Source organism: Aquiflexum sp. (genome assembly GCF_041751335.1).
GTDB lineage: Bacteria > Bacteroidota > Bacteroidia > Cytophagales > Cyclobacteriaceae > Aquiflexum.
This window is the reverse complement of sequence record NZ_JBGSXS010000226.1, coordinates 1-21,132: the sequence shown is the minus strand read 5'-3', so window position 1 is coordinate 21,132 and position 21,132 is coordinate 1. Positions and strand designations below refer to the sequence as shown.

At 39.1% G+C, this 21,132-nt stretch carries 17 protein-coding genes; 1 reads left to right on the top strand and 16 read right to left on the bottom strand.

Annotated elements, in window-relative coordinates; translation table 11 throughout:
* Nucleotides 1–34 precede the first annotated feature (34 nt).
* The 12 genes from ruvA to ACEW8U_RS11905 form a co-directional block, all read right to left on the bottom strand.
* Nucleotides 35–634 (bottom strand): Holliday junction branch migration protein RuvA, encoded by a 600-nt coding sequence (ruvA, locus tag ACEW8U_RS11960; protein WP_373522275.1) that lies wholly within the window; start codon nt 632–634, stop codon nt 35–37.
* Nucleotides 635–636: 2 nt separating this feature from the next.
* The gene (locus tag ACEW8U_RS11955; RefSeq protein WP_373522274.1) at nt 637–2,901 is read right to left on the bottom strand and encodes an NADP-dependent malic enzyme; all 2,265 of its coding nucleotides are present in this window, start codon (nt 2,899–2,901) and stop codon (nt 637–639) included.
* Between the two features lie 21 nt (nt 2,902–2,922).
* Complete coding sequence (locus ACEW8U_RS11950) at nt 2,923–4,026, bottom strand: DUF4837 family protein (RefSeq protein WP_373522273.1); 1,104 nt, start codon at nt 4,024–4,026, stop codon at nt 2,923–2,925.
* Between the two features lie 71 nt (nt 4,027–4,097).
* A complete protein-coding gene (locus tag ACEW8U_RS11945) occupies nt 4,098–5,525 on the bottom strand; it encodes a transglycosylase SLT domain-containing protein (RefSeq protein WP_373522272.1) in 1,428 nt (475 codons plus the stop codon).
* Nucleotides 5,526–5,540: 15 nt separating this feature from the next.
* Entirely contained in the window at nt 5,541–6,971 is a 1,431-nt protein-coding gene (gene gatA / locus ACEW8U_RS11940) for an Asp-tRNA(Asn)/Glu-tRNA(Gln) amidotransferase subunit GatA (protein ID WP_373522271.1), read from the bottom strand.
* Nucleotides 6,972–6,992: 21 nt separating this feature from the next.
* On the bottom strand, nt 6,993–7,196 hold the full coding sequence (locus tag ACEW8U_RS11935) for a twin-arginine translocase TatA/TatE family subunit (RefSeq protein WP_194974954.1): 204 nt from the start codon (nt 7,194–7,196) through the stop codon (nt 6,993–6,995).
* A 113-nt stretch (nt 7,197–7,309) separates the two neighbouring features.
* Entirely contained in the window at nt 7,310–8,554 is a 1,245-nt protein-coding gene (locus ACEW8U_RS11930; protein ID WP_373522270.1) for a murein hydrolase activator EnvC, read from the bottom strand.
* 2 nt (nt 8,555–8,556) lie between these two features.
* Nucleotides 8,557–9,294, bottom strand: coding sequence for a DUF4292 domain-containing protein (locus ACEW8U_RS11925; RefSeq protein ID WP_373522269.1), 738 nt, complete (start codon nt 9,292–9,294; stop codon nt 8,557–8,559).
* Nucleotides 9,287–10,978 (bottom strand): tetratricopeptide repeat protein, encoded by a 1,692-nt coding sequence (locus ACEW8U_RS11920; RefSeq protein WP_373522281.1) that lies wholly within the window; start codon nt 10,976–10,978, stop codon nt 9,287–9,289. Before ACEW8U_RS11920 ends, ACEW8U_RS11925 begins: the two co-directional genes overlap by 8 nt.
* A 230-nt stretch (nt 10,979–11,208) precedes the next feature.
* Entirely contained in the window at nt 11,209–11,643 is a 435-nt protein-coding gene (dut, locus tag ACEW8U_RS11915; protein WP_373522268.1) for a dUTP diphosphatase, read from the bottom strand.
* A gap of 3 nt (nt 11,644–11,646) precedes the next feature.
* Nucleotides 11,647–13,164 (bottom strand): lipopolysaccharide biosynthesis protein, encoded by a 1,518-nt coding sequence (locus ACEW8U_RS11910; protein WP_373522267.1) that lies wholly within the window; start codon nt 13,162–13,164, stop codon nt 11,647–11,649.
* A 21-nt stretch (nt 13,165–13,185) separates the two neighbouring features.
* On the bottom strand, nt 13,186–13,971 hold the full coding sequence (locus ACEW8U_RS11905) for an enoyl-CoA hydratase/isomerase family protein (RefSeq protein ID WP_373522266.1): 786 nt from the start codon (nt 13,969–13,971) through the stop codon (nt 13,186–13,188).
* Between the two features lie 226 nt (nt 13,972–14,197).
* On the opposite strand from ACEW8U_RS11905, the gene ACEW8U_RS11900 reads away from it, so the two are divergent.
* Nucleotides 14,198–15,652: an NADP-dependent isocitrate dehydrogenase gene (locus ACEW8U_RS11900; RefSeq protein ID WP_373522265.1), complete on the top strand. Its 1,455-nt coding sequence runs from the start codon at nt 14,198–14,200 to the stop codon at nt 15,650–15,652.
* 634 nt (nt 15,653–16,286) lie between these two features.
* Here the strand turns inward: ACEW8U_RS11900 and typA are convergent.
* From typA to ACEW8U_RS11880, 4 genes are all read right to left on the bottom strand, one after another.
* Nucleotides 16,287–18,092 carry a translational GTPase TypA gene (gene typA / locus ACEW8U_RS11895; protein ID WP_373522264.1) on the bottom strand — a complete coding sequence of 602 codons (1,806 nt, stop codon included), beginning with the start codon at nt 18,090–18,092 and terminating at the stop codon, nt 16,287–16,289.
* Nucleotides 18,093–18,354: 262 nt separating this feature from the next.
* The gene (locus ACEW8U_RS11890) at nt 18,355–19,551 is read right to left on the bottom strand and encodes a hypothetical protein (protein ID WP_373522263.1); all 1,197 of its coding nucleotides are present in this window, start codon (nt 19,549–19,551) and stop codon (nt 18,355–18,357) included.
* Between the two features lie 140 nt (nt 19,552–19,691).
* On the bottom strand, nt 19,692–20,384 hold the full coding sequence (locus ACEW8U_RS11885) for a hypothetical protein (RefSeq protein WP_373522262.1): 693 nt from the start codon (nt 20,382–20,384) through the stop codon (nt 19,692–19,694).
* Nucleotides 20,381–21,132, bottom strand: a 752-nt coding sequence (locus ACEW8U_RS11880) for a hypothetical protein (protein WP_373522261.1), incomplete at its 5' end; no start/stop codon positions are given. The genes ACEW8U_RS11885 and ACEW8U_RS11880, both read right to left, overlap by 4 nt.

Below are 21,132 nucleotides of genomic sequence, written 5' to 3'. Positions count from 1 at the left end.
ATTGCGGATACAAAGACTGTCAGTTTTGTAATGATTAAGGGTTTTTTAAAGATGCTTTAATTAATTCTTCCAAAGAAATTTCCTGACCGGAATTTTTTAATGCAGCAGTAATATTTTTTTCAGCAGCTGCTTTTGGAAACCCTAATGTCAACAAGGCTTGTAACGCCTCTTCTCTTACTTTATTGTTGGATTTACCGAATGAAGAAGGAAGAATGATAGAATCACCCAAAGCCTCTTTTTTTATTTTATCCTTTAGTTCAAGAATAATCCTTTGAGCAGTCTTGATTCCAACACCTTTTACATTTTGAATGGTTTTGACTTCCTCATGAATAATAGCATATTCCAATTCATCTGCATTTAGAGATGAAAGAATCATAAGTGCAGTATTGGGCCCTACACCTGAAATGGAAATCAGGTTTAAAAAAAGTTTTTTTTCGGATTCTTCTTTAAACCCGTAAAGTGTATGACCATCTTCTTTGATATGTAAATAAGTGAGGAGCATAATTTGCTCCTCATCTTTTATTTGAGAATAGGTTTGAAGTGAAATTTTCACTTGATAACCTACACCCGTGATATCAATAATAACAAAAGTCGGATCTTTGTATGCCAACTTTCCTTTTAAATATGCAATCATTCTTATTCTTGCGTTTGAGCGTCTACTACAGCAATAGCTACCATGTTGATGATTTCTCTGATGGAGCTACCAAGCTGTAATATATGAACAGGTTTGTTCATTCCCAATAATACAGGACCTATTGCTTCAGCATTTCCAAGTTCTGACAATAATTTATATGCAATATTTCCGGAACTCAGATCAGGAAAAATCAGCGTATTTGCTTTTTTACCGATCAAGTCACTGAACGGATAATTTTCAATTTGTATTTCTTCATTCAATGCCACATTGGCCTGCATCTCACCTTCTATTACTAAATCAGGATATTTTGATTTTGCCATGATCGTAGCTTTGGATGTTTTTTCTGCTACTTCACCCTTAGCTGATCCAAAGTTGGAATAGGAAAGCACAGCTATCCTTGGTTCGATGTCAAAGAATTTGACCCCATTAGCAGTGATTCCGATGATTTCTACAAGCTGCTCTGCTGTTGGTTTGACGTTGACAGTAGTATCTGAGAAAAAGTAAGGTCCTTTCGCAGTATTCATAATATACATGCCGGCTACCCTGTCAATGCCTTTTTTTACCCCGATCACATGAAGTGCAGGGAGGATGGTTTTGGGATAATCCTTGGTCAGACCTGAAATAAGAGCGTCTGCTTCACCAAGTTCTACCATCATTGCTCCGAAGTAATTTCGGTCCTTCATTAATCTGATACATTCCTGTGGTGTCAGGCCTTTTCTTTTTCTCTTTTCATATAGCACCTTGCCAAAATGCTTTAACTTATCTTCATTCTTATAAGGGTCAACGATCGGTACCCCTGTCAAATCAAGATTTTGCTCATTGATCAGGAATTCAATTTTTTCTTTATTCCCAAGAAGAATTGGAATCGCTACTTTTTCATCTCTTAAAATCTGTACAGCTTTTAGTATTTTGACATTGTCGGCCTCAGCAAAAACAACTCTTTTCGGATTTTTCTTGGCTCGGGTCACCACCCTGAGCATCAATCGCTGATCAATGCCAATTCTCTCTTGAAGTTCTAATTCATAGGCTTCCCAATCTGAGATAAGCGTCTTGGCCACACCAGAGTCCATTGCTGCTTTTGCGACGGCAGGAGCAATAATTGTAATCAATCTTGGGTCCAGTGGTTTTGGTATCAGATAGAATCGGCCAAATGTAATTTTGTTGTCTCCATAGGCTTTATTGACAATTTCAGGAACAGGGACTTTTGCCATTGCCGCAATTGCTTTGGCTGCGGCAAGTTTCATTTCCTCATTGATTGAAGTGGCCCTGACATCTAAAGCCCCACGGAAAATGTATGGAAAACCAAGAACGTTATTGACCTGATTGGGATAGTCGGATCTTCCGGTCGCCATAATTAGGTCATCTCTTGTGGACATGGCCAAATCATAGGCTATTTCAGGGTCAGGATTGGCTAAAGCAAAAACAATTGGATTGGGTGCCATTAATTTCAACTGCTCGGGAGTTAAAATATTTCCTTTGGAAAGTCCCAAGAACACATCGGCATCTTTCATGGCGTCAGTTAAGGTATTTACTTCCCTTTCAGTGGTAAACTCCTTTTTGATATCATCCAAATCCTCACGGTCACTCCTGATAGCTCCTTTGCTATCGCACATCACGATATTTTCTCTTTTCACCCCTAAGCTCATGTAAAACCTGGTACATGAGACCGCAGACGCTCCCGCTCCGTTTACTACAAGTTTTATTTCCTCTATATTTCTACCGGACACCTCTAAAGCATTAAGCAAAGCCGCTCCGGAGATTATCGCTGTCCCATGCTGATCATCATGCATCACAGGAATATTCATTTCTTTTTTAAGTGTTTGCTCTATCTCAAAACACTCAGGAGATTTGATATCCTCTAAATTTATTCCCCCAAAGGTAGGTTCTAGAGATCTGATTATCTGAATCAGTTTCTTTGGATCAGTTTCGTCGATTTCGATATCAAACACATCGATTCCGGCGAATTTTTTAAACAAAACGCCTTTACCTTCCATGACAGGTTTTGAGGCTTCCGGCCCGATATTGCCCAATCCCAATACAGCTGTTCCATTTGAAATTACGGCTACTAGATTTCCTTTAGCGGTATATTTATACACATTTTCTTTGTCAGCTGCAATTTCCAAACAAGGTTCAGCTACACCAGGAGAATAGGCAAGAGCCAAATCTAACTGACTTGATAAGGGTTTGGTCGGAACAACCTCTATTTTGCCTGGTTTTCCTTGTGTGTGGTAATTTAATGCGTCTTGTTTTCTGATTTTAATTGCCATATAGGGTTATTGTTAAAATTATCAGCTTACCCGGTTTTCATCACTGAGAAGCTCGGTAGCCAAAAGAATTGTTTCAATTTCTCTGATAGCCTCTCGATGGGCTTCGTTGGGATAGTATAAAAATCCCTCCATGTAATAAAGTTTTCCTTTTTCCGCATCTACGATGACATAGGACAGGAATGAACCACCCATACTTAGGTTGTTGGTCTTCCAACCTCCCCGGATTTCGATACCATAATTATCATTTATTTTAAAGTTACTAAATACAGGTGTCGGGTCGACCCGCTCAATAATCAAATAGGAATTTCTGTTGTTGGGATCTCCGTAAATATGCATTTTGGTGATTTTATCCCGCAATGCTATTAATGATTCCGGAAATACCTGCTCCTCGGAGGTGTAATCAGTTTCATAAAAAAACATACTAATATCGGCTCTATCTGTTCTCGGAGTTGGTTGTCTCAACCACAAAAAATCATTTTCAGATTTGACTATTTGATAGGATGCCGGAACATTGATACTAAGCCCAAGGTTTTCGCCTGCCACTTTTGCAGCGGAATTTTTTCTGCTAAGAAGAATTTTTTCCATCCGGGTCCTTTCTCTTACCTGAAAAAGGTTTTGGAGTCTGATTTTGTTTTTTTCAATATTTTGTACCAATTCCTGTTCATTGTTACCGAATAGGTAAACGACCTCCTGACCTTGTGCAAATTCGTCTGCACTTCTGAGGAAGTAAAGGTCTGGATCTGCTGCAGCCTTTTCTTTGGACTCTTTGCTGAAAAGGGCATTGATGTTTTGACTGGCCGATTTTCTGTCATCAAATGTGGTGACATATACAATATTAGTAGCCATTCTCAAAATCCTGGTCATACCTCTAGGGTCTACTTTGCGGACGTCGAACATTCTTTCATCCCGGATCAATCCTGGGACATCCTGTTCGAACACCCCCCTCAAAGCATCTCCTACAGGCCCTTCCCATTTGGTGGAATCTATAGCAAGGATTATCTCCCCTATAGCACCCCTGGCTTTTGGTTTAGTGGATGAACTGGAGCCACCGTCTTCGCAACTCATAAGGATACTTACCCCAATGATTGCGATCATTGGAAGGAATATATTTTTAAGATTTTTCATAATTGGTTTTTATAGCTGACACAATTTATAAATAATCTGTGGCAGGAAAAAATTTTTACTAATAAAATAGTTTATCCTATAATCAGTTTTTGCCCTGGCTTGATCTGATTGGTATTGAGGTTGTTTAGCTTTTTGATTTGATCAATGCTGATGCCGTTGTACTTTTTGGAAATAAGCCAAAGGGAATCCCCGGGCTGAACGGTATAAGTTTTTGGATCATCCGAGATTACATTTGTAGAGGTAGTTTTGTTTTGTGCAACAGCTTTATCAAATGTGTTGGATTTTGTATAAATGGCTAATTTCTGGCCGATTTTGATGGTATTGGTGCTGAGGTTGTTCCATGCTTTGATGTTGGTGACGGTAGTTCCATGCTTTTGGGCAATAGCACCGAGTACATCTCCAGATTTGACTACATAGGTGATTTTATTTTGATTAGTAGGAGTGGTAGTATTCGTAGCAGCAGGACTATTCATACTTTTTACAGGTGTTGACCTAAGTGCAATTGACCTATCTGTGGTTAATTTGACAGCTTCAGAAAACTGCTCATGGTTTTGGGTAATAAATTCTGATTTTGATTTTGGCACCCTTACGGCCATATGCATATTGGTGGAAGGTATAAGTCTATGTTGAACCGATGGATTCAAGTGCTCCAAATCCTCAATACAAATTCCGGTAATATTTGCCAATTGCTCTAAATCCAATTCTTGGTTGAATTTTATTTTTTCATATACTATGGGGTATGTGGGATTTTCCAGAACAAAATTATGGTCTTCGGTATGTCTCAATACGTACATTATAGCTTGAAATTGAGGTACATAACTTCTTGTTTCCTTTGGGAGGTGATTATATACTTCCCAGAAAGTTGTTTTGCCTCCTGAACGTCGGATGGCTTTTCTGACATTACCGGGTCCACAATTATAGGCTGCCAATGCCAATTCCCAATTTCCAAACATTCTGTGTAAGGACTTTAGGTATTTTACTGCTGCCTCGGTGGACATCTCAGGATCCATTCTATCATCAATATCTCTATTGACGTTAAGGCTGTATTGTTTTCCGGTAGCAGGCATAAACTGCCATAGCCCCATTGCACCTACTCTTGATTTGGCTTTTGGATTCAGACCTGATTCAATAATTGCCAAATACTTGATGTCATCAGGCATGTTGTGTTCTGCCAATGATTGTTCGAACAAAGGGAAATAAATATCCTGACGCTGAAGCACCATCTTGGTGTAATCCCGGTTCCTAACAGCAAAGTAATTGATAAAGGAGAAAATTCTTTCGTTCAATTCAAACGGCATATCCGTATCCATTGCCTTTATTTTTTTGGCTACTTCATTATAATTGAAATCAGGGATGTATTCAAATTGGTAAATTGGGGAGATGGTCTCTTCTTCAATTGGGGAATTATTGATTCCAAATAGTTCCTGAGCATGAATGTTGTTTTGGAACAACAAAACCGGAATAAAAACTGGTAAAAGGTTTTTGATAAGTTTTTTCATGATCAGGAATTTAAATTAGTTGTTGTGTAATTCCATTAGGTAATTGCCGAAGGCGTAAAGTTCAGCTTCCTTAAAGGAATTGGCCATCACTTGTAGGCCAATTGGTAATCCATCCTTATCGGCTCCGTTGGGAAGGGACAAAGCAGGTACTCCCGAAACTGATGCCTGCACCGTAAATAAATCTTCAAGGTACATGGCGACAGGGTCATTGCTATGCTCTCCAAACTTAAACGCTGTAGAAGGCGTTGTCGGCATAATGATGTAGTCAAATTTATTTAATAAATCTTCTGTGAAGTCTTTGATCAACCTTCGGACCTTTTGGGCTTTAGTAAAGTAAGCATCATAATAGCTTGCACTCAATACAAAAGTCCCCAGCATAATCCGTCTTTTCACTTCTTCTCCGAAGCCTTCTGTACGGGTGAGTTTGTACATGCTTTCGAGATTGTGGGCGTTTGGGCTGCGATATCCGTACTTCACACCATCGAATCTGGATAAATTAGAACTTGCTTCAGCTGTAGTAAGAATATAATAAGTAGGAAGAGTATATTTCAAAAGAGGGAAATGAACCTCCTCTACTTGATGGCCTTCTTGCTTGAGTTTCTCGAGTACAGCCAGGGTGTTAGCTTTTATTTCGGGTTGAAGCGCTTCTGATTCAATGGTTTCTGTAAAAAAAGCAATTTTTGCCCGTTTATCAAAATGTAGTAACTCAGAATATTTCGGAACAGGCTTTTTGGAAGCAGTTGAGTCAAAATTGTCAGAACCTGCCATGATTTCCATTACCATTGCATTGTCTCTAACATTTCTGGACAAAACCCCAATGGTATCAAATGAAGAGGCATAGGCAATCAAACCCCAGCGAGAAACTCTTGAGTAAGTAGGTTTAATACCCACCAACCCTGTAAATGCAGCCGGTTGCCTTACTGAACCTCCCGTATCTGTTCCCAATGAAACAGTGCACAGATTGGCCTGTACAGCCACAGCTGACCCTCCAGATGAACCTCCAGGAACCCTACTTTCATCAGCGGCATTTAAAACTTTTCCATGTGAAGAGTTTTCATTAGAACTTCCCATGCCGAATTCATCACAGTTGAGCCTTCCAATGATAATGGCATCCTCGTCAATCAATCTTTGTATTGCTGTTGCAGTGAATTGTGATTTGAACCCTTTGAGAATTTTGCTAGAGGCATTGGATTCATGGTCTTTGTAAACCAAAACATCTTTGATGCCTATTACAAGACCTGCAAGTTTTCCGGCTTTACCGGAACTGATTTTTTCATCCACGATGGTAGCTTGCTCCAAAGCGGAATCCTTATAAACTTCAACGAAGGCGTTGAGATGCGCCTTCGTTTGAATGTTTTGGAGATAATAATTGACTATCGCTTTACAATCGGTCTCCCTATTTTCAAGCGACTTTTGAATGTCGTCAAATGAATGGAATTTTTCCAAGGTATAAATCTTTGAATCTAATTAGTCTCTTTTCTTTTTTTCTTTCAGACCTTCTTCAAGGTCATCCTGAATTTCTTTAGTGGCATCCTTAAATTCTCTGATTCCTCTTCCGAGCCCTCTTGCCAATTCCGGAATTCTTTTAGCTCCAAAAAGGAGTAAAATTACCAGAACGATCAGGATGATGGAACCACCACCCATGTTTTGTAAGAAACCCAATGTTGTCATAATTGTATAATTTAGGTTATTTTATTTGTACAAAGATATAACTGTGTAAATCTAACACAAAGGAAAGGAGTACTGTTATTCTTATTTTTTTTAAATATACGTAATTATTTGTTTTATAGACCTGCAAGCCAACTTGAAGGATCCATAGGTTGCAGACCTTTCCAGGTTTCGAAGTGGACTTCAGCCACGCCCTCCTTGTTGGTATAGACCTGACCGAGGACTTGTTTAGCTTTCACTTTGTCTCCTGACTTAACGGAAATGACCTTAAGTTTGCTGTACATGGTATAATATTCACCGTGTTTGACCACGATGGTACCACCATAACCGGGCACTGTAAATATTTTTGTAACCTCGCCATCAAAAACTGAACGAACCTCAGAATTTGGTCTTGTTTGAATATCGATTCCATCATTGTCCTCACTGATTCCTTTGAGCGTAGGGTGGGGGTGTGTTCCAAATCTTTTCGAAACAAAGCCACTTTCTACAGGCCACGGAAGTTTACCTTTGTTACCAGCAAATGAACTGGATAGGGCGGCAGCTTCAGGAGTAAGTGGGATACTGCTTCCTGAAGATTTGTTGGCAGTGGAGTTTTTCTTTCTAGCTTCGGCCTCAGCGAGTCTGATTTCTTCCTCAATGATCCTTTTGATCATACTATTGAGGTTTTCCTGTTGCTTTTTGGCAGCAGTAATTTTCTTTAGCAAGTCCTGTTCCTGTTTGGAAAGGTCATTGACTATACCTTGTTGTTGTCTTTTAGCCTGATCAAGTTGTTGTTTTTGTTGTTGTTCCTGATTCAGTACCAGTTGCTTTTCAGATTTTTTTTCCTCCAGTGTGATTCTTTGTTGGGCCAGCTCTTCTGTCTTTTGGTTGATCAATTCTACTTGTTTTTTTCTGGCATCTGAATACTGCTTTAAGTATTTCAACCTCATGTAGAATTGTTTGAATGTCGCTGAACTGAAAATAAAAGCTGTCATGGTCAGTCCGGAATTCAGTTTGGAAGAAGTGTAAATCATTCCAGAATATTCTTCTTTGAGATTTTTGAGGTCTTTTTCCAAAGAACTGATTGCGTTTTGAGTCTCCTTAATCTCAGTATTTAGCAGGGTAACTTCCCTGCTTAATGTATTGATAAAAGTAATCCTGGTCTGAAGCTGTTTGTTGACAGCATTCAGTTGTCCAATAGATGATTTTTTTGTTTCAGCAGTCCTTTTAAGAATCTGATCAAATTCGGCCAATCTTTTCTGAATATCTGTTTTTTCCTTTTCAAGCTGTGCTCTTGTTTTTTTTGTCTGTGCATGAAGACCAATTTGGGGCATCCCAAAACAAAGTAAAATCAGAAAAAGAAATAACCTTGTTGATCTCATTATTAAAACTGGAAGGGAAAAGATAAAGGCTCATCCTGATATTCAATCCTGTTCAGGTCAAGATGAATGATGGCATTTTGGATACCCTCATCTGTATTGAACGTAATTTTCAACAACATCTTATTTGGGAAAGGTTGATTATTCACATTTTCGAATGTAGGGTACGATGCCAGTAAAGCCCCACTATTGTCAAGGGTATTACTTGTCAGTTCAGAAACTTTACCGTGACTGGTATTAACCCTGGAATGAAACCTGAAGCCGTCTCTTGCTTGGGTGAGTTCAAAATACCTCCCAATCCTGATAAGTCTGTCACGGTAGCTGAATTCTTCAGGGACGTTTGCATATAGAATATTCTGGATCAGCTGCAAAGATAGCTGAAGTCCAAACCTGTCATTCATTTCCTCAAAACTCAAGTTGATATCATTCCCGTTTAACCGGTCCTTGATACGTACTTTATCTGTTGTGATCAAACCCCTTATGGCTTCAAGGCCTAAACCAGGTGTCATGCTGAACCAAATTACACTATCTTTCTGTGCTCTTAAATTGATGGTACCTTTGGTAATTTTGCCATTAGATTCTTCCAATACAATTCGACCTCTTGCACTGAGATATTTGAAATCAAAGTAATTCGGATTGAATTCCTGCATGATTTCATCAGAAGTATAAAGATTTGGTTTTTTGGCACAACCTAACAATAGCAGGACAAAAAGTATCAGAATTCCAGAACTTGCCTTAGTCATAATATTTTCTATCCTTAATTTTTTTGATCAAAACCTCGGATGTTTCATCCCCACCTTCTGCTTTTTTCCAATAGCTGAGAGCATCATTTCTATTCCCTAAATGATAAAGAATATCCCCATAATGTTCCCACATTACTCCACTGGGCGATTCATCATGTTCAAGAGCCAGCTCCATGTATTTTTTTGCACCTTCGTAATCTTTCAATTGAAAAAGAACCCAGGCATGTGTATCGAGATAGGTGGCATTTTTGGGAAATTTATTCACCAACTGGGAAGACATTGACTTGGCTTTATCCAAATTCTTTTTTTCCAAAGAAAGATAATAAGCATAATTATTCAGTACATGTTCATCTTCAGGATTCTCTTTTAGAACCGCTTCATAGGCATCAAACGCTTCATCTTTTTTACCTGATAAGTGAAAAGCATCACCCAATTGGCCTTTTGCCAATAGGTCAAGTTGTTTATTTTTTCCTCCATTGATTTCCCTTGATTTCAGGAGAGAAGCCAATGCCTCGTCTCCCTTTTTTAAGGCTAACTTTGCGGTTCCGTCAAAAAACCAGAATTCAGCTTTTTCTGGAAACTCATCTACGGCAAGGATGGTATACTTTTCGATTTGGTCAAAATCTTTTCCTTTTTCAAACATGGAAGTAATGATTCCTTGTAAAACAGGTGCATTGGCAGGATCGATTTCAATAGATTTTTTGTAGAGCTCAATGGCTTTTTCCCGATCATTCCCAAAAAACTTCCTGTCTCCAAGGACAGTCAAAACATTTGGGTCATTAGGTAAATTCAGCAACATTTTATTTTCAAGTTCATCCAATAATCTATCCCTTCGGTCTGTTTTGACTTCCTGAAGGATATCGGCAAAGGCTTGGGCAACAATCTCTCCGTCTAAATCAGGATTGGAAAAAGCTTCTTTAATCAACTCCTCCGCAATATCAATTTCGCTTTTTTCCTTATAGAGTGCATAGGCAGCCAGTTGCAGTTCAGGTTGTTGAGGGTAGTTATTGAGGGATTTTTGTATCAACGCAATTGCCTGATCTGTTCTGCCGTTGTTGAACAGTATCTCAACCAAATTGAGCACATATTGGGAATTGCCCGGTTGGGAATCTATCAGTTTTTCACCTTCCTTGATGGCACTTTTAAGGTCGTTTTTTCTCAAATAAATCCGCTGCTTCTGAACCGTAAGTTGTTCTGCCATACCGTAATACTCTTCAGCGCGATCAAGGGCATCCAGCCCTTTGTCAAATTCACCTGCTTGAAGGTATAAAGATGCCAAGTCTAAAATATAATTCTGGTTTTCCTCTGTGTTGGCCATCAGATTTTCAAGGATTTCTGCGGCTTTGAGCGGTTCATTTTGTTTGGTGAATGCTTCGGCCATTACAAGATTATAATACTTGTTTTCAGGATTGGACTCCACGGCCTTCATGCCATATTCCATAGCATTATCTATTCTGTTGGCTCTGAGGAGGATTTCGGCTATTTTAAAATTAATAGCACCTTCATTAGGAGTGATTTCTCTTGCTTTTTGGAAATAAAAATAAGCCCTGTCAAAATCTTCCTGCATCAGGAATCTTTGTCCCTCAATAAAAAACCTAGAAGCTTTTGCTTCTTCAAGTTGTTTTTTTCTCTCCTTCTTTGGTAATTTTTGTTGGGAAAACGCTGAGAGGGTGATCAGCATCATCAAAGAAATATTGATTAATCTTTTGAGGTATATTTTCACTGAATCTATTTTATGGCTTGCAACTCCCGATGTTTGATTATGGCTTTACGGATTAATGGATTTTTGGTTAGACCGGTTTTCAGGATTTTTTCACTATATCTAATGTTAACGCAAACTTAATGCCTTTTTGTTCTTTTTGACAATTTGTCAATTTGCATAAAGGAGAATTCTTGCCAAAAGATATCTTGCAATTAGGATTTCCCTGTACTGCCATAACCACCTGCACCTCTTTCTGTATCAGAAAGTTCATGGACGGTTTGCCAGGTGATCTGTTCGTGTTTGGCAACGACCATTTGAGCGATCCTTTCACCATCTTCGACAGTGAAAGGTTCATTGGAAAGGTTGACCAACAACACTTTTACTTCTCCCCGGTAATCGGCATCTATTGTCCCTGGCGTGTTCAGAACAGAAAGTCCATATTTGTAAGCCAATCCACTCCTAGGCCTGATTTGGGCTTCAAACCCAGCTGGAAGTTCAATGAACAGCCCTGTTCCGATGAGTTTTCTTTCCAAAGGCTTTAATACAATTGGTTCATTTATATTAGCCCTAAGATCCAATCCTGCGGAAAGTGGGGTTTGGTATTCCGGAAGCTGATGCTTGGAATGATTGATTACTTTGATGTTCATATTTTATTTTTTTCTCAAGCTCAAAAGCAGTTGCCTCACCTCATTTTTTTCAATCCACAAAACTACAAGAACAAATACAAACACAAGACTATTCCTGCCGATAAATTGTATGAGGGAGTTTCCCCAATTCCAAAAGAAACCTAAATAGCTTAAAGCAAATGCAAAAAGAAGATAGAACACAGCTTTACCTGTCTGATATGGTATGGGAAAATGTTTTTGTCCTATGTAGTAGCATATAATAGTCATGACTGTGTAGCAGCATAATGTGCTCAAAGCACCACCCATCAATCCTAATTTAGGTACCAGTGTAAATAATACCACTATGGTTACTAGTGCACCGATTACCGTAATGTAAAAACTGTATTTTGTCTGATCTGTTAGTTTGAACCAGATACTTAAGTTAAAGTAAATACCTAACATAAGATATCCCAACAATAAGACAGGCACAATGTAATTGCCTAAAGCATAGCCATCGCCTCTAAGGAAAATGTTTCCAAGAAGATCAAGATTCACAGACACAGCTATCATCAAGACTGAGCAAAATATCACAAATACATGCATCACTTTTGCAAAAAGTTCAGGACTATTTTTGTCTGCCGCCTGATTGAAAAAGAACGGCTCTGCTGCATATTTGAATGCTTGAATAATCAGATTCATCAAAATGGCCAATTTAAAGTTTGCACCGAATATCCCCGTAACTTCTCTGGCTGTCAGCCCTTCATAGAATCCCTCGGGTAAGATATATTCGAAGGTGGTTCTGGAAAAAGTCTCATTGATGACTCCCGCAAGTCCCATAAATAATAGCGGGAACGCATAATGCCACATAGGTTTGAGGAATTCCCGGTTGAAACCAAAACGGAATTTTTTAGTCAGCCAAAATAATACTGGGATCATTGCTGCATTTGCAACTAAATTTGAAAGAAAAATATATTCTACTCCCCATTCAGGGTTATAAATTTTCCCTATAAAAGGAGATAAGTTTGCTAGCCAATCGCCCTTCCAAACATGGTAGCAGAAAACTATGAAAAAGATATTTAAACCTACATTAATTAAAATATTGCCAAGCTTGGTTAAGGCAAATTGAAATGCCCGATTTTCCTTTCTTAATTTGGCATAAGGAATCACCAATATCGCGTCAATGGCCAAAACCCAGGCAATCCACTTGAATAGATGTTCTTGACCTTCGTAGTTAAGCCATGATGCCAGGGTGGGGGCTGAGAGGTAGATTATTGCTCCGAGAGAAATGGAGGTGGTGATAAGTAATGACTGGATTTGAGCAAACACTTTTTGGGGATCTAATCCTTTTCCCGTGGCATATCGGAAATAGGTAGTTTCCATCCCATAAGTAAAAATGATATTAAAGAGGGCCATATAGCCATAGAGTGCTGTGTATGCACCTACATCATCTTTGGTTAGATATCCTGTATAAATGGGTATTAATAAAAAATTGACAGTTCTGCCGAGGATACTGCTTATCCCATAAACGGCCGTTTGACCTGCTAATTTTTTGAGTTGGCTCATTTGTAAAAAAATAAAGGGGACTTACTCCCCTTTGAAAACCGGTTTTCTTTTTTCAAGGAATGCGGAAGTGCCTTCTTTGTAATCTCCTGATTTGACGCATCTGGCAAAGCTGTTGGCTTCTGTTTGATATCCGTTTTCATCCGGAATAAATACAGCATTGACACAATCTACTATCATGCCAATAGCCAAAGGAGCTTTGCTGTTAATTTTTTTAAGGATTTCTTCTGCTTTGGCCATTGCTTCCTTTTTTGTTGGTAAAACATGGTTGACCAATCTCAGAGATTTCGCTTCTTCGGCACCAATCATATCACCCGTCATCATAAGTTCATTGGCTTTGCCACGACCTATCAAATAGGTCAATCTTTGAGTGCCTCCATACCCCGGGATGATCCCAAGGTTCACTTCAGGCTGGCCAAATTTTGCGTTTGCTACTGCGATCCGCATGTGACAAGCCATAGCTAATTCACAGCCACCGCCCAAAGCAAATCCATTGACGAGGGCTATGACGGGCTTGTGACAGTTTTCGATCAAACTAAATACATCCTGTCCGTTTTCTGCAAATTTCCTAGCGTTCAATTCGTTGAGCTCTGCAATTTCACTGATGTCAGCACCAGCAATAAATGCTTTTTCACCGGAACCTGTGATGATAACCGCCTTGATGTTTTTGTTGTCTGAAACCTCATTAAAAATATTTCTGATTTCTTCTAAAGTAGCAAAATTGAGCGCATTTAATTTTGATTCTCTGTTGATTGTCAAATAAAGAATGCCTTCTTTTTCTTCTGAAAGAATATTATTGCTATCAGCCATATGAATTGGTGAATGTTGGAAACCAAATATACAAGGCCCTGTTTCATTCACAAAGCATTTCCTAGAAAAACACAATCCTCAAAGAATTTAGAGCTTGCCTAAATGTGTCCGTCAGGTCACTAATAAAGACCACTATTATGCTAATTTATGATAGGTTTAAGGGAGCCTTACCTTAAATTTTTCTATTTTTGCCTCATATTCAATTTTAAGAAAACTCATTTTATATATGTCTTCAAAAAGAAAAATCACTGTTGCCTACGGAGATGGTATCGGTCCAGAAATCATGAAAGCAACCCTCAATATACTGGAAGCTGCCGGAGCCCAACTCGAATATGATGTCATCGAAATAGGCGAACAGGTGTATTTAAAAGGAATCAGTTCAGGGATGGAACCGGGCGCCTTTGAATCACTTAAGGAAACCAAAATATTCTTAAAATCCCCGATTACAACACCTCAGGGAGGAGGTTTCAAAAGCTTGAATGTGACTACTAGAACTTCTTTTGGACTTTTTGCCAATGTCAGGCCTTGCAAAGCCTATTCTCCTTATATCAAGACACATTATCCCAAAACGGATTTGGTTATTGTCAGGGAAAACGAAGAAGATCTCTATGCAGGAATCGAACATAGACAAACTCAGGAAGTAGTCCAAAGTCTGAAATTGATTTCAAGGCCAGGTTCGGAGAAGATCATCAGGTATGCCTTTGAATACGCCAAAAAATATGGTCGTAAAAAAGTTACCTGTATGACCAAGGACAATATCATGAAATTGGCCGATGGACTTTTTCACAAAACATTTATTGAAATAGCCAAGGAATATCCCGAAATACAGACTGACCATAAAATCATTGATATCGGTTCAGCATTGATCGCAGAGAGACCGGAGATGTTTGATGTGATTGTTACACTCAATTTGTATGGAGACATTATTTCCGACATTGCCGCACAAGTTACGGGTTCTGTCGGACTTGGTGGATCGGCAAATGTGGGCGAAGAAGTAGCCATGTTTGAGGCAATCCATGGTTCGGCTCCGGATATCGCTGGAATGGGTTTGGCCAATCCATCCGGATTGCTCAACGGTGCCATCATGATGCTGGTACATATCGGACAACCGGAAGTTGCTGAGAAAATCGCCAATGCTTGGATGAGAACATTAGAAGACGGTGTCCATACAGGTGATATCTATCAGGAAGGACTTTCCTCCAAAAAGGTAGGTACACAGGAATTTGCCCAAGCTGTAATTGAAAGATTGGGACAGAAGCCAGTGAATATGGAGCCGACTGTTTTTGACAAATCAGCCACCTCTCCAATGGAAATCAAGTTGAAACCTGTAACAAAATCCAAAAAGGATCTTATCGGTGTAGATGTGTTTTTGGATTGGGATCAAGAAGGAAGGGATCCCAATATTTTAGGGGAAAAACTCAGACAGGCAGATGCGGGTGGCATGAAACTTACTTTGATTACCAATAGGGGAGTGAAAGTATTTCCCGGTGGAATGAGAGAAACATTCTGCACTGACCATTGGAGATGTAGATTCCAGAATGCCGGACAATCCGTTGTCAGCCATGGACAGATCTTGGAATTGCTCAAACAAATTAAAGACCTAGGCTTTGATTTTATCAAGACAGAAAACCTTTATGCCTTTGATGGGGTGAGGGCGTATAGTTTGGCGCAGGGAGAGTGAGTTTTTGAGAGGCGAGAGTTTAGAGGCGAGAAGCGAGATATGAAAAGCGAGAGCTAGAGATTAGAATCATGAATCAAAGCTTGTCCCGAGTATCGGGGAGCCAAGAGTCAAGAAGGGCTTATCCTTGTCATTTCGAGTCCCCAACATTTTTAAAATGTTCAAAATTGGTAATGACATCAGGTTACCCGTCATTCCGAGGTACGAGGAATCTCAAAAGGTTCTATTTATGTTCATATTTACATTTACTGTTCCTCGTGAGATGCTTCTCCCGATAGCCATCGGGATCAGCATGACGGCTGCTCCGGTTTATGCCATTGGTACGACAGGAGAAATCTAAAAAGGATTCGGATTTTGGTACCACGAGTTGGTGAAATGAGCATTAACTATGGAAATAGAGCTCCTGTCAATAGGAAAAATCTTTTCGATTGGTCCATATAAAGAAAAAAACCGGGCGGAGATGTCCGGTTTTTTTTTAAAACTTTACGTTTGAAATTATAGTACATCAACATTATCGGATAACTGGATCTCCAAAGATGCATGATTTATTAGAAACGTTAGGTCAAAAAAAGACCTCAAGGGTTAAAAAAACCTTCGAGGTCAAGTCTCGCATCTCGCTTCTAAGCTCTCGCCTCTCTTATGCTTCTTTCTTCGCCATCCTTGTTCTCTCTCCTTCGTCCAGGAAGATTTTTCTCATACGGATGGATTTTGGGGTGATTTCAAGGTATTCATCCTTTTGGATATATTCCATGGCTTCTTCCAAAGAGAATTTTTTGGCAGGTTGGATCCTGACGTTGTCATCAGAACCGGAGGCCCTCATGTTGGTCAATTTCTTTCCTTTTTGCACATTGACGACGATATCATTGTCTCGGGAGTTTTCCCCGATTACCTGACCTGCATATAACTCATCCCCTGGATCGATGAAGAAAGAACCTCTGTCCTGTAATTTGTCGATGGCATAAGCGGTACATTGTCCACCTTCCATGGATATCAATGAACCATTGATTCTTCCCGGGATAGGGCCTTTGAATGGTTCGTAGGCAGAAAACCTGTGATTCATAATGGCTTCACCCTGAGTCATGGTCAACACGTTGTTTCTCAGGCCGATTAATCCTCTTGAAGGGATTTTGAATTCCAAATGCTGTAAATCACCCTTAGGTTCCATGATCAGCAATTCACCTTTCCTTTGGGTAGCGAGTTCGATCACTTTTCCGGCAGTAGTTTCAGGGACATCCACTACCAAGGTTTCGATAGGTTCGTTTTTGACCCCATCGATCTCTTTAAATATCACCTGAGGCTGACCGACCTGCATCTCATAACCTTCCCTTCTCATGGTCTCAATCAATACCGACAAGTGGAGGATACCACGGCCATAGACCAAGAATTTATCTTCGTTGTCAGTTGTCTCCACCCGCAAAGCAAGGTTTTTTTCCATCTCCTTGAAAAGCCTGTCCCTCAAGTGTCTTGAAGTCACAAACTTGCCTTCTTTTCCAAAAAACGGAGAGTTGTTGATCGTGAAGAGCATGTTCATCGTGGGCTCATCGATTGAGATCCTTTGAAGCGGTTCAGGGTTTTCCAAATCGGCCAAAGTGTCACCGATTTCAAAATCCTCAATTCCGGTTACTGCGCAGATATCACCCGCAAGAACTTCAGTTACTTTATTTTTGCCAAGACCTTCAAATACATGAAGTTCTTTTATTTTGACTTTTTTGAATACGCCATCAGCTTTACATAATGTCAGTTGTGCGCCATCTTTGATGGTTCCTCTTCTCACCCTACCTATGGCAATACGCCCAACAAAGGAAGAATAATCCAAAGAAGTAATCTGCATCTGAACTGTACCTTCATCAATTTTTGGTGCAGGGATATGTTCGATGATTGCATCCAAAAGTGGAAGTATTGTATCTGTTGGATTTTTCCAGTCAGGACCCATCCAATTGTTTTTGGCAGAACCATAAAGTGTTTGGAAGTTCAGTTGGTCTTCAGTGGCGTCCAAGTTGAACATCAGGTCAAAAACAGACTCATGGACCTCATCAGGTCTACAGTTTTCTTTGTCCACTTTGTTGACCACCACAATTGGGGTCAAGCCCAAAGCCAAAGCTTTGCCCAATACAAATCGGGTTTGTGGCATCGGACCTTCAAAAGCATCCACCAATAGGATTACCCCATCGGCCATTTTCAAAACCCTTTCCACTTCACCACCGAAGTCAGCGTGACCGGGGGTATCAATGATATTTATCTTGTGATCTTTGTATCTAACGGATACGTTTTTTGAAAGAATGGTGATCCCTCTTTCCCTTTCCAGATCGTTGCTGTCAAGGATCAGGTCGTCAAACTGTTGGTTTTCACGGAAGATTTTGGAGATGTGAATGATCTTGTCCACCAAGGTGGTCTTACCGTGGTCAACGTGTGCGATAATCGCGATATTCCGAATATTAAGCATTGTAAAATTGAATTAGGGTGCAAAGGTAGGAAGAAAATTTTGTTTCGTACCGATTGACTTAAAAATCATAATGAAAAGTTAATAGAGAGGGGAGGTAGGGAATTGTAAGTTTGGAAAATTGTAAGATTGAATGGTTGCTGACTATTAAGACTAAAGGATTTTAAAGTCCTTTGTTTTTTGGCTAATTATAGACCACTTTCAAAAGGATTTCCAATGAATTGGTATTGACACTGAGATAGCAGTTCAGTTTATATGACAACTACTACTCTTTGAAAAAACTAACATTTGCCCATTTCTTTCTCAGTACAGGAGTTGTCTCTTTAAAAAATGCCATTCGCATGACCAATTTTTCTATCTTGATTTCATGGGGACCACTTGGCAGATCAGCAATTGGAATATGAGTTTCGTAAACACGCTGATTGGATTGGTCCAGGATCATATTGTACCATTTGGGCAGTAGGTAAACAGAATCATCTATGCTTATCCTGTAAAGGTCAGGGGCAATGGAGAGTTTTTGCCAACCCAATGTGTCCAAAGTTGTCGAAAATGGTCCGTTCAATAATTTCAGATATTTTTCATCCTCCCCATAAAAGGCAATCTGGAGCCGAACGTAATCACTATCAGTTTTGTCAGAAGGTATCAACACTCTTCCGAACCTTTGACTTTGGTCTCTTTGGTCTTCATAATACCAGCTTTTCTTAGGCCAAGTTAATTGACTTTCATTTAAACCTACTTCCTGAAAAAACATGGTGAAGTTTTGGGTGTCTTTGACCACAAAAGGTATGGCAATCAAAATGATCAATAGCTGATACAGTTGAAATCTCCATTTACCTATATTGCTAACATAGGTAGCCCCCATGGTGCTCATAAGATTCTTGGCTTTTGGCGTTCCCTTATAAAATTTCTTATAAAAAAATTGAGTTAGCGGGAGTAGTAATGCAGACAGAATGAAAATAATATAAACGACAACGAAACTGATGTCAAATATCCTATATATGGCTAATAGCAAAAGCAAAAATAAAGTTAGTGGAATAAAAATAAAGGCTAGAAAAACCGGTATTCCAAAAAACAGACTACAGATTCTCTCAAGTTTCATAGTCCATTCATTAAGGTCACCGAAAGTAAAGCCTTTCAAAGTTTTGGGTAAGTTTTCGTCAATGACTCCTTTCGGAAAAGCATAGCTGACACCCAATAGACCTGTCCAGATAAATCTCAATGCCAAATGGGTAATTAAAAAAACCTTGAACACATTCAATAAGAATGAGCTATACATCAAAGTGAGCAGACCTCCAATATAATTTACTCCCCAGTCCTGAATAATTTTGGCCGAAAATTCATATAAATCTCGAGGAAAAGCCAGTATAAAAGCCAAGGTCAAACCTGAAATGATGACTTCGGGGTTCCAACTGTTTTTTTGCAGTTTTCTAAACCAGGACAGATCTGTGTTTTCTTTTTCCATAAATACAGGGCCTTAAACAGGAATCAGTTTATGAGAGAGGTGAAGGTTTATTAAAATCTAAATTCCAGGTTAGACTAAATAAAGTTATTATCTTTTACAAAAGCACAGTAAAAATATAAAAATTAATTTAAGCCATATGATTAACCCTCCCCATAAACTTTGATTAAAACCTCTGTATCTGCAATGCTTCGATCCAAGACCTTGGGGAGTATGAAAATGCTGATAAATAAAAACGTGATTGCAACCAAAATGGTGCCGATAAAGATAATAGCAAAAAGACCATTTTGTACACCTTGCTCTCGATAAACAAAAGTATGTCCTTGCATACATACAATCACGCCGAAGTTGATAACTTGAAAAACACTGTTGGAGGCGATGTATGAAGCATATTTTTTATACTTTTTGTGTTGGCCCCAATACCGGATTACCACCCAAATGAATGAAAAAAGTAGAAACACAATGATCATTACAATCCATGCTCTTGAATCCTTGAGCAAGATTGAAGATTGGAAAAACAGGTAAAGTAGGCCAACTGGAAAAACAACCCTATAACTCAGCAACATGTCCTTAAGCGCTGACCAATAGTATCCCCAAAGCCTCTTTTGGATCATTTTTTTATAAGACTCCTCCAATTCCGAAAACCCAAAAATCCCAAAGGAAGCATGCACTTTCTGAAAAGCATCAGGCAAACTCAGCTTTGGATTTTCTTCCATCATTACTTCTACCCTGCAGGCTACGTGATCAAGGATTTCATACTGGACGTCGATTTCCGGATAGCCTTTGTAGGATATCAGTTTTTTGAGTTGCTCAATTTGATCTTTGGAAAGTTTCATATTGGGATTATGCTCACATCTGGTTTTTTGAAATAAATGGAAACTTTAATTAAAGAAGCTATGTAAAGAAATACAATAGAGGCAATCAGAATTCCCAAGAAGGTTACAACGGTGCCAGGAGTAGAATTCCCCCAGTTACTGAGGCCTACCCAAAACCATGATAAACATCCATATATTAAACCAAGCCGCATTAAGATGATCTTGCTTATACAGTTCACAGGCTTTTGATTTTTGACACGTAAAGAGAAATTAATTCCTTTTCCATGGATTTTCAAAGCAAGGATGATCCCGAATATGGAAAACAAGGACAAAGAAATAAAAATGCCTTCTATATCTTTTAATAGAAATGAAGCAACTAGGATTGCAATGAATACTAGGAATTGAATTGCTTCATTTGCGGAAAAATTCCAAAATTTTAAGCATTCCCATTGCATTTTAGCTACTTGCTTATGGTTGTTCTTTTCAAGATCGGATTCCATTTTTTTGACTACCGACCAAGCGAAGGTTTCGTTCAGATGCTCTAATTCCTGGTGAAAATCAAATGGACTTTTTTGCTCCAACTCACTGATATAATGGTCCAAAAGCTCATTGTAGATTTCTAAATAAGCAATCTGAAGACTATCAAGCCGATCTTTGATTGGTTGGATTTCTATTTCACTTAATTTTCTCATCGTATTTATTGTCAATTGATCTGTGGTTTGACCATGGCCTTTCTGGCATTGAACCTTGCCAATGTCATCAGGAAAAA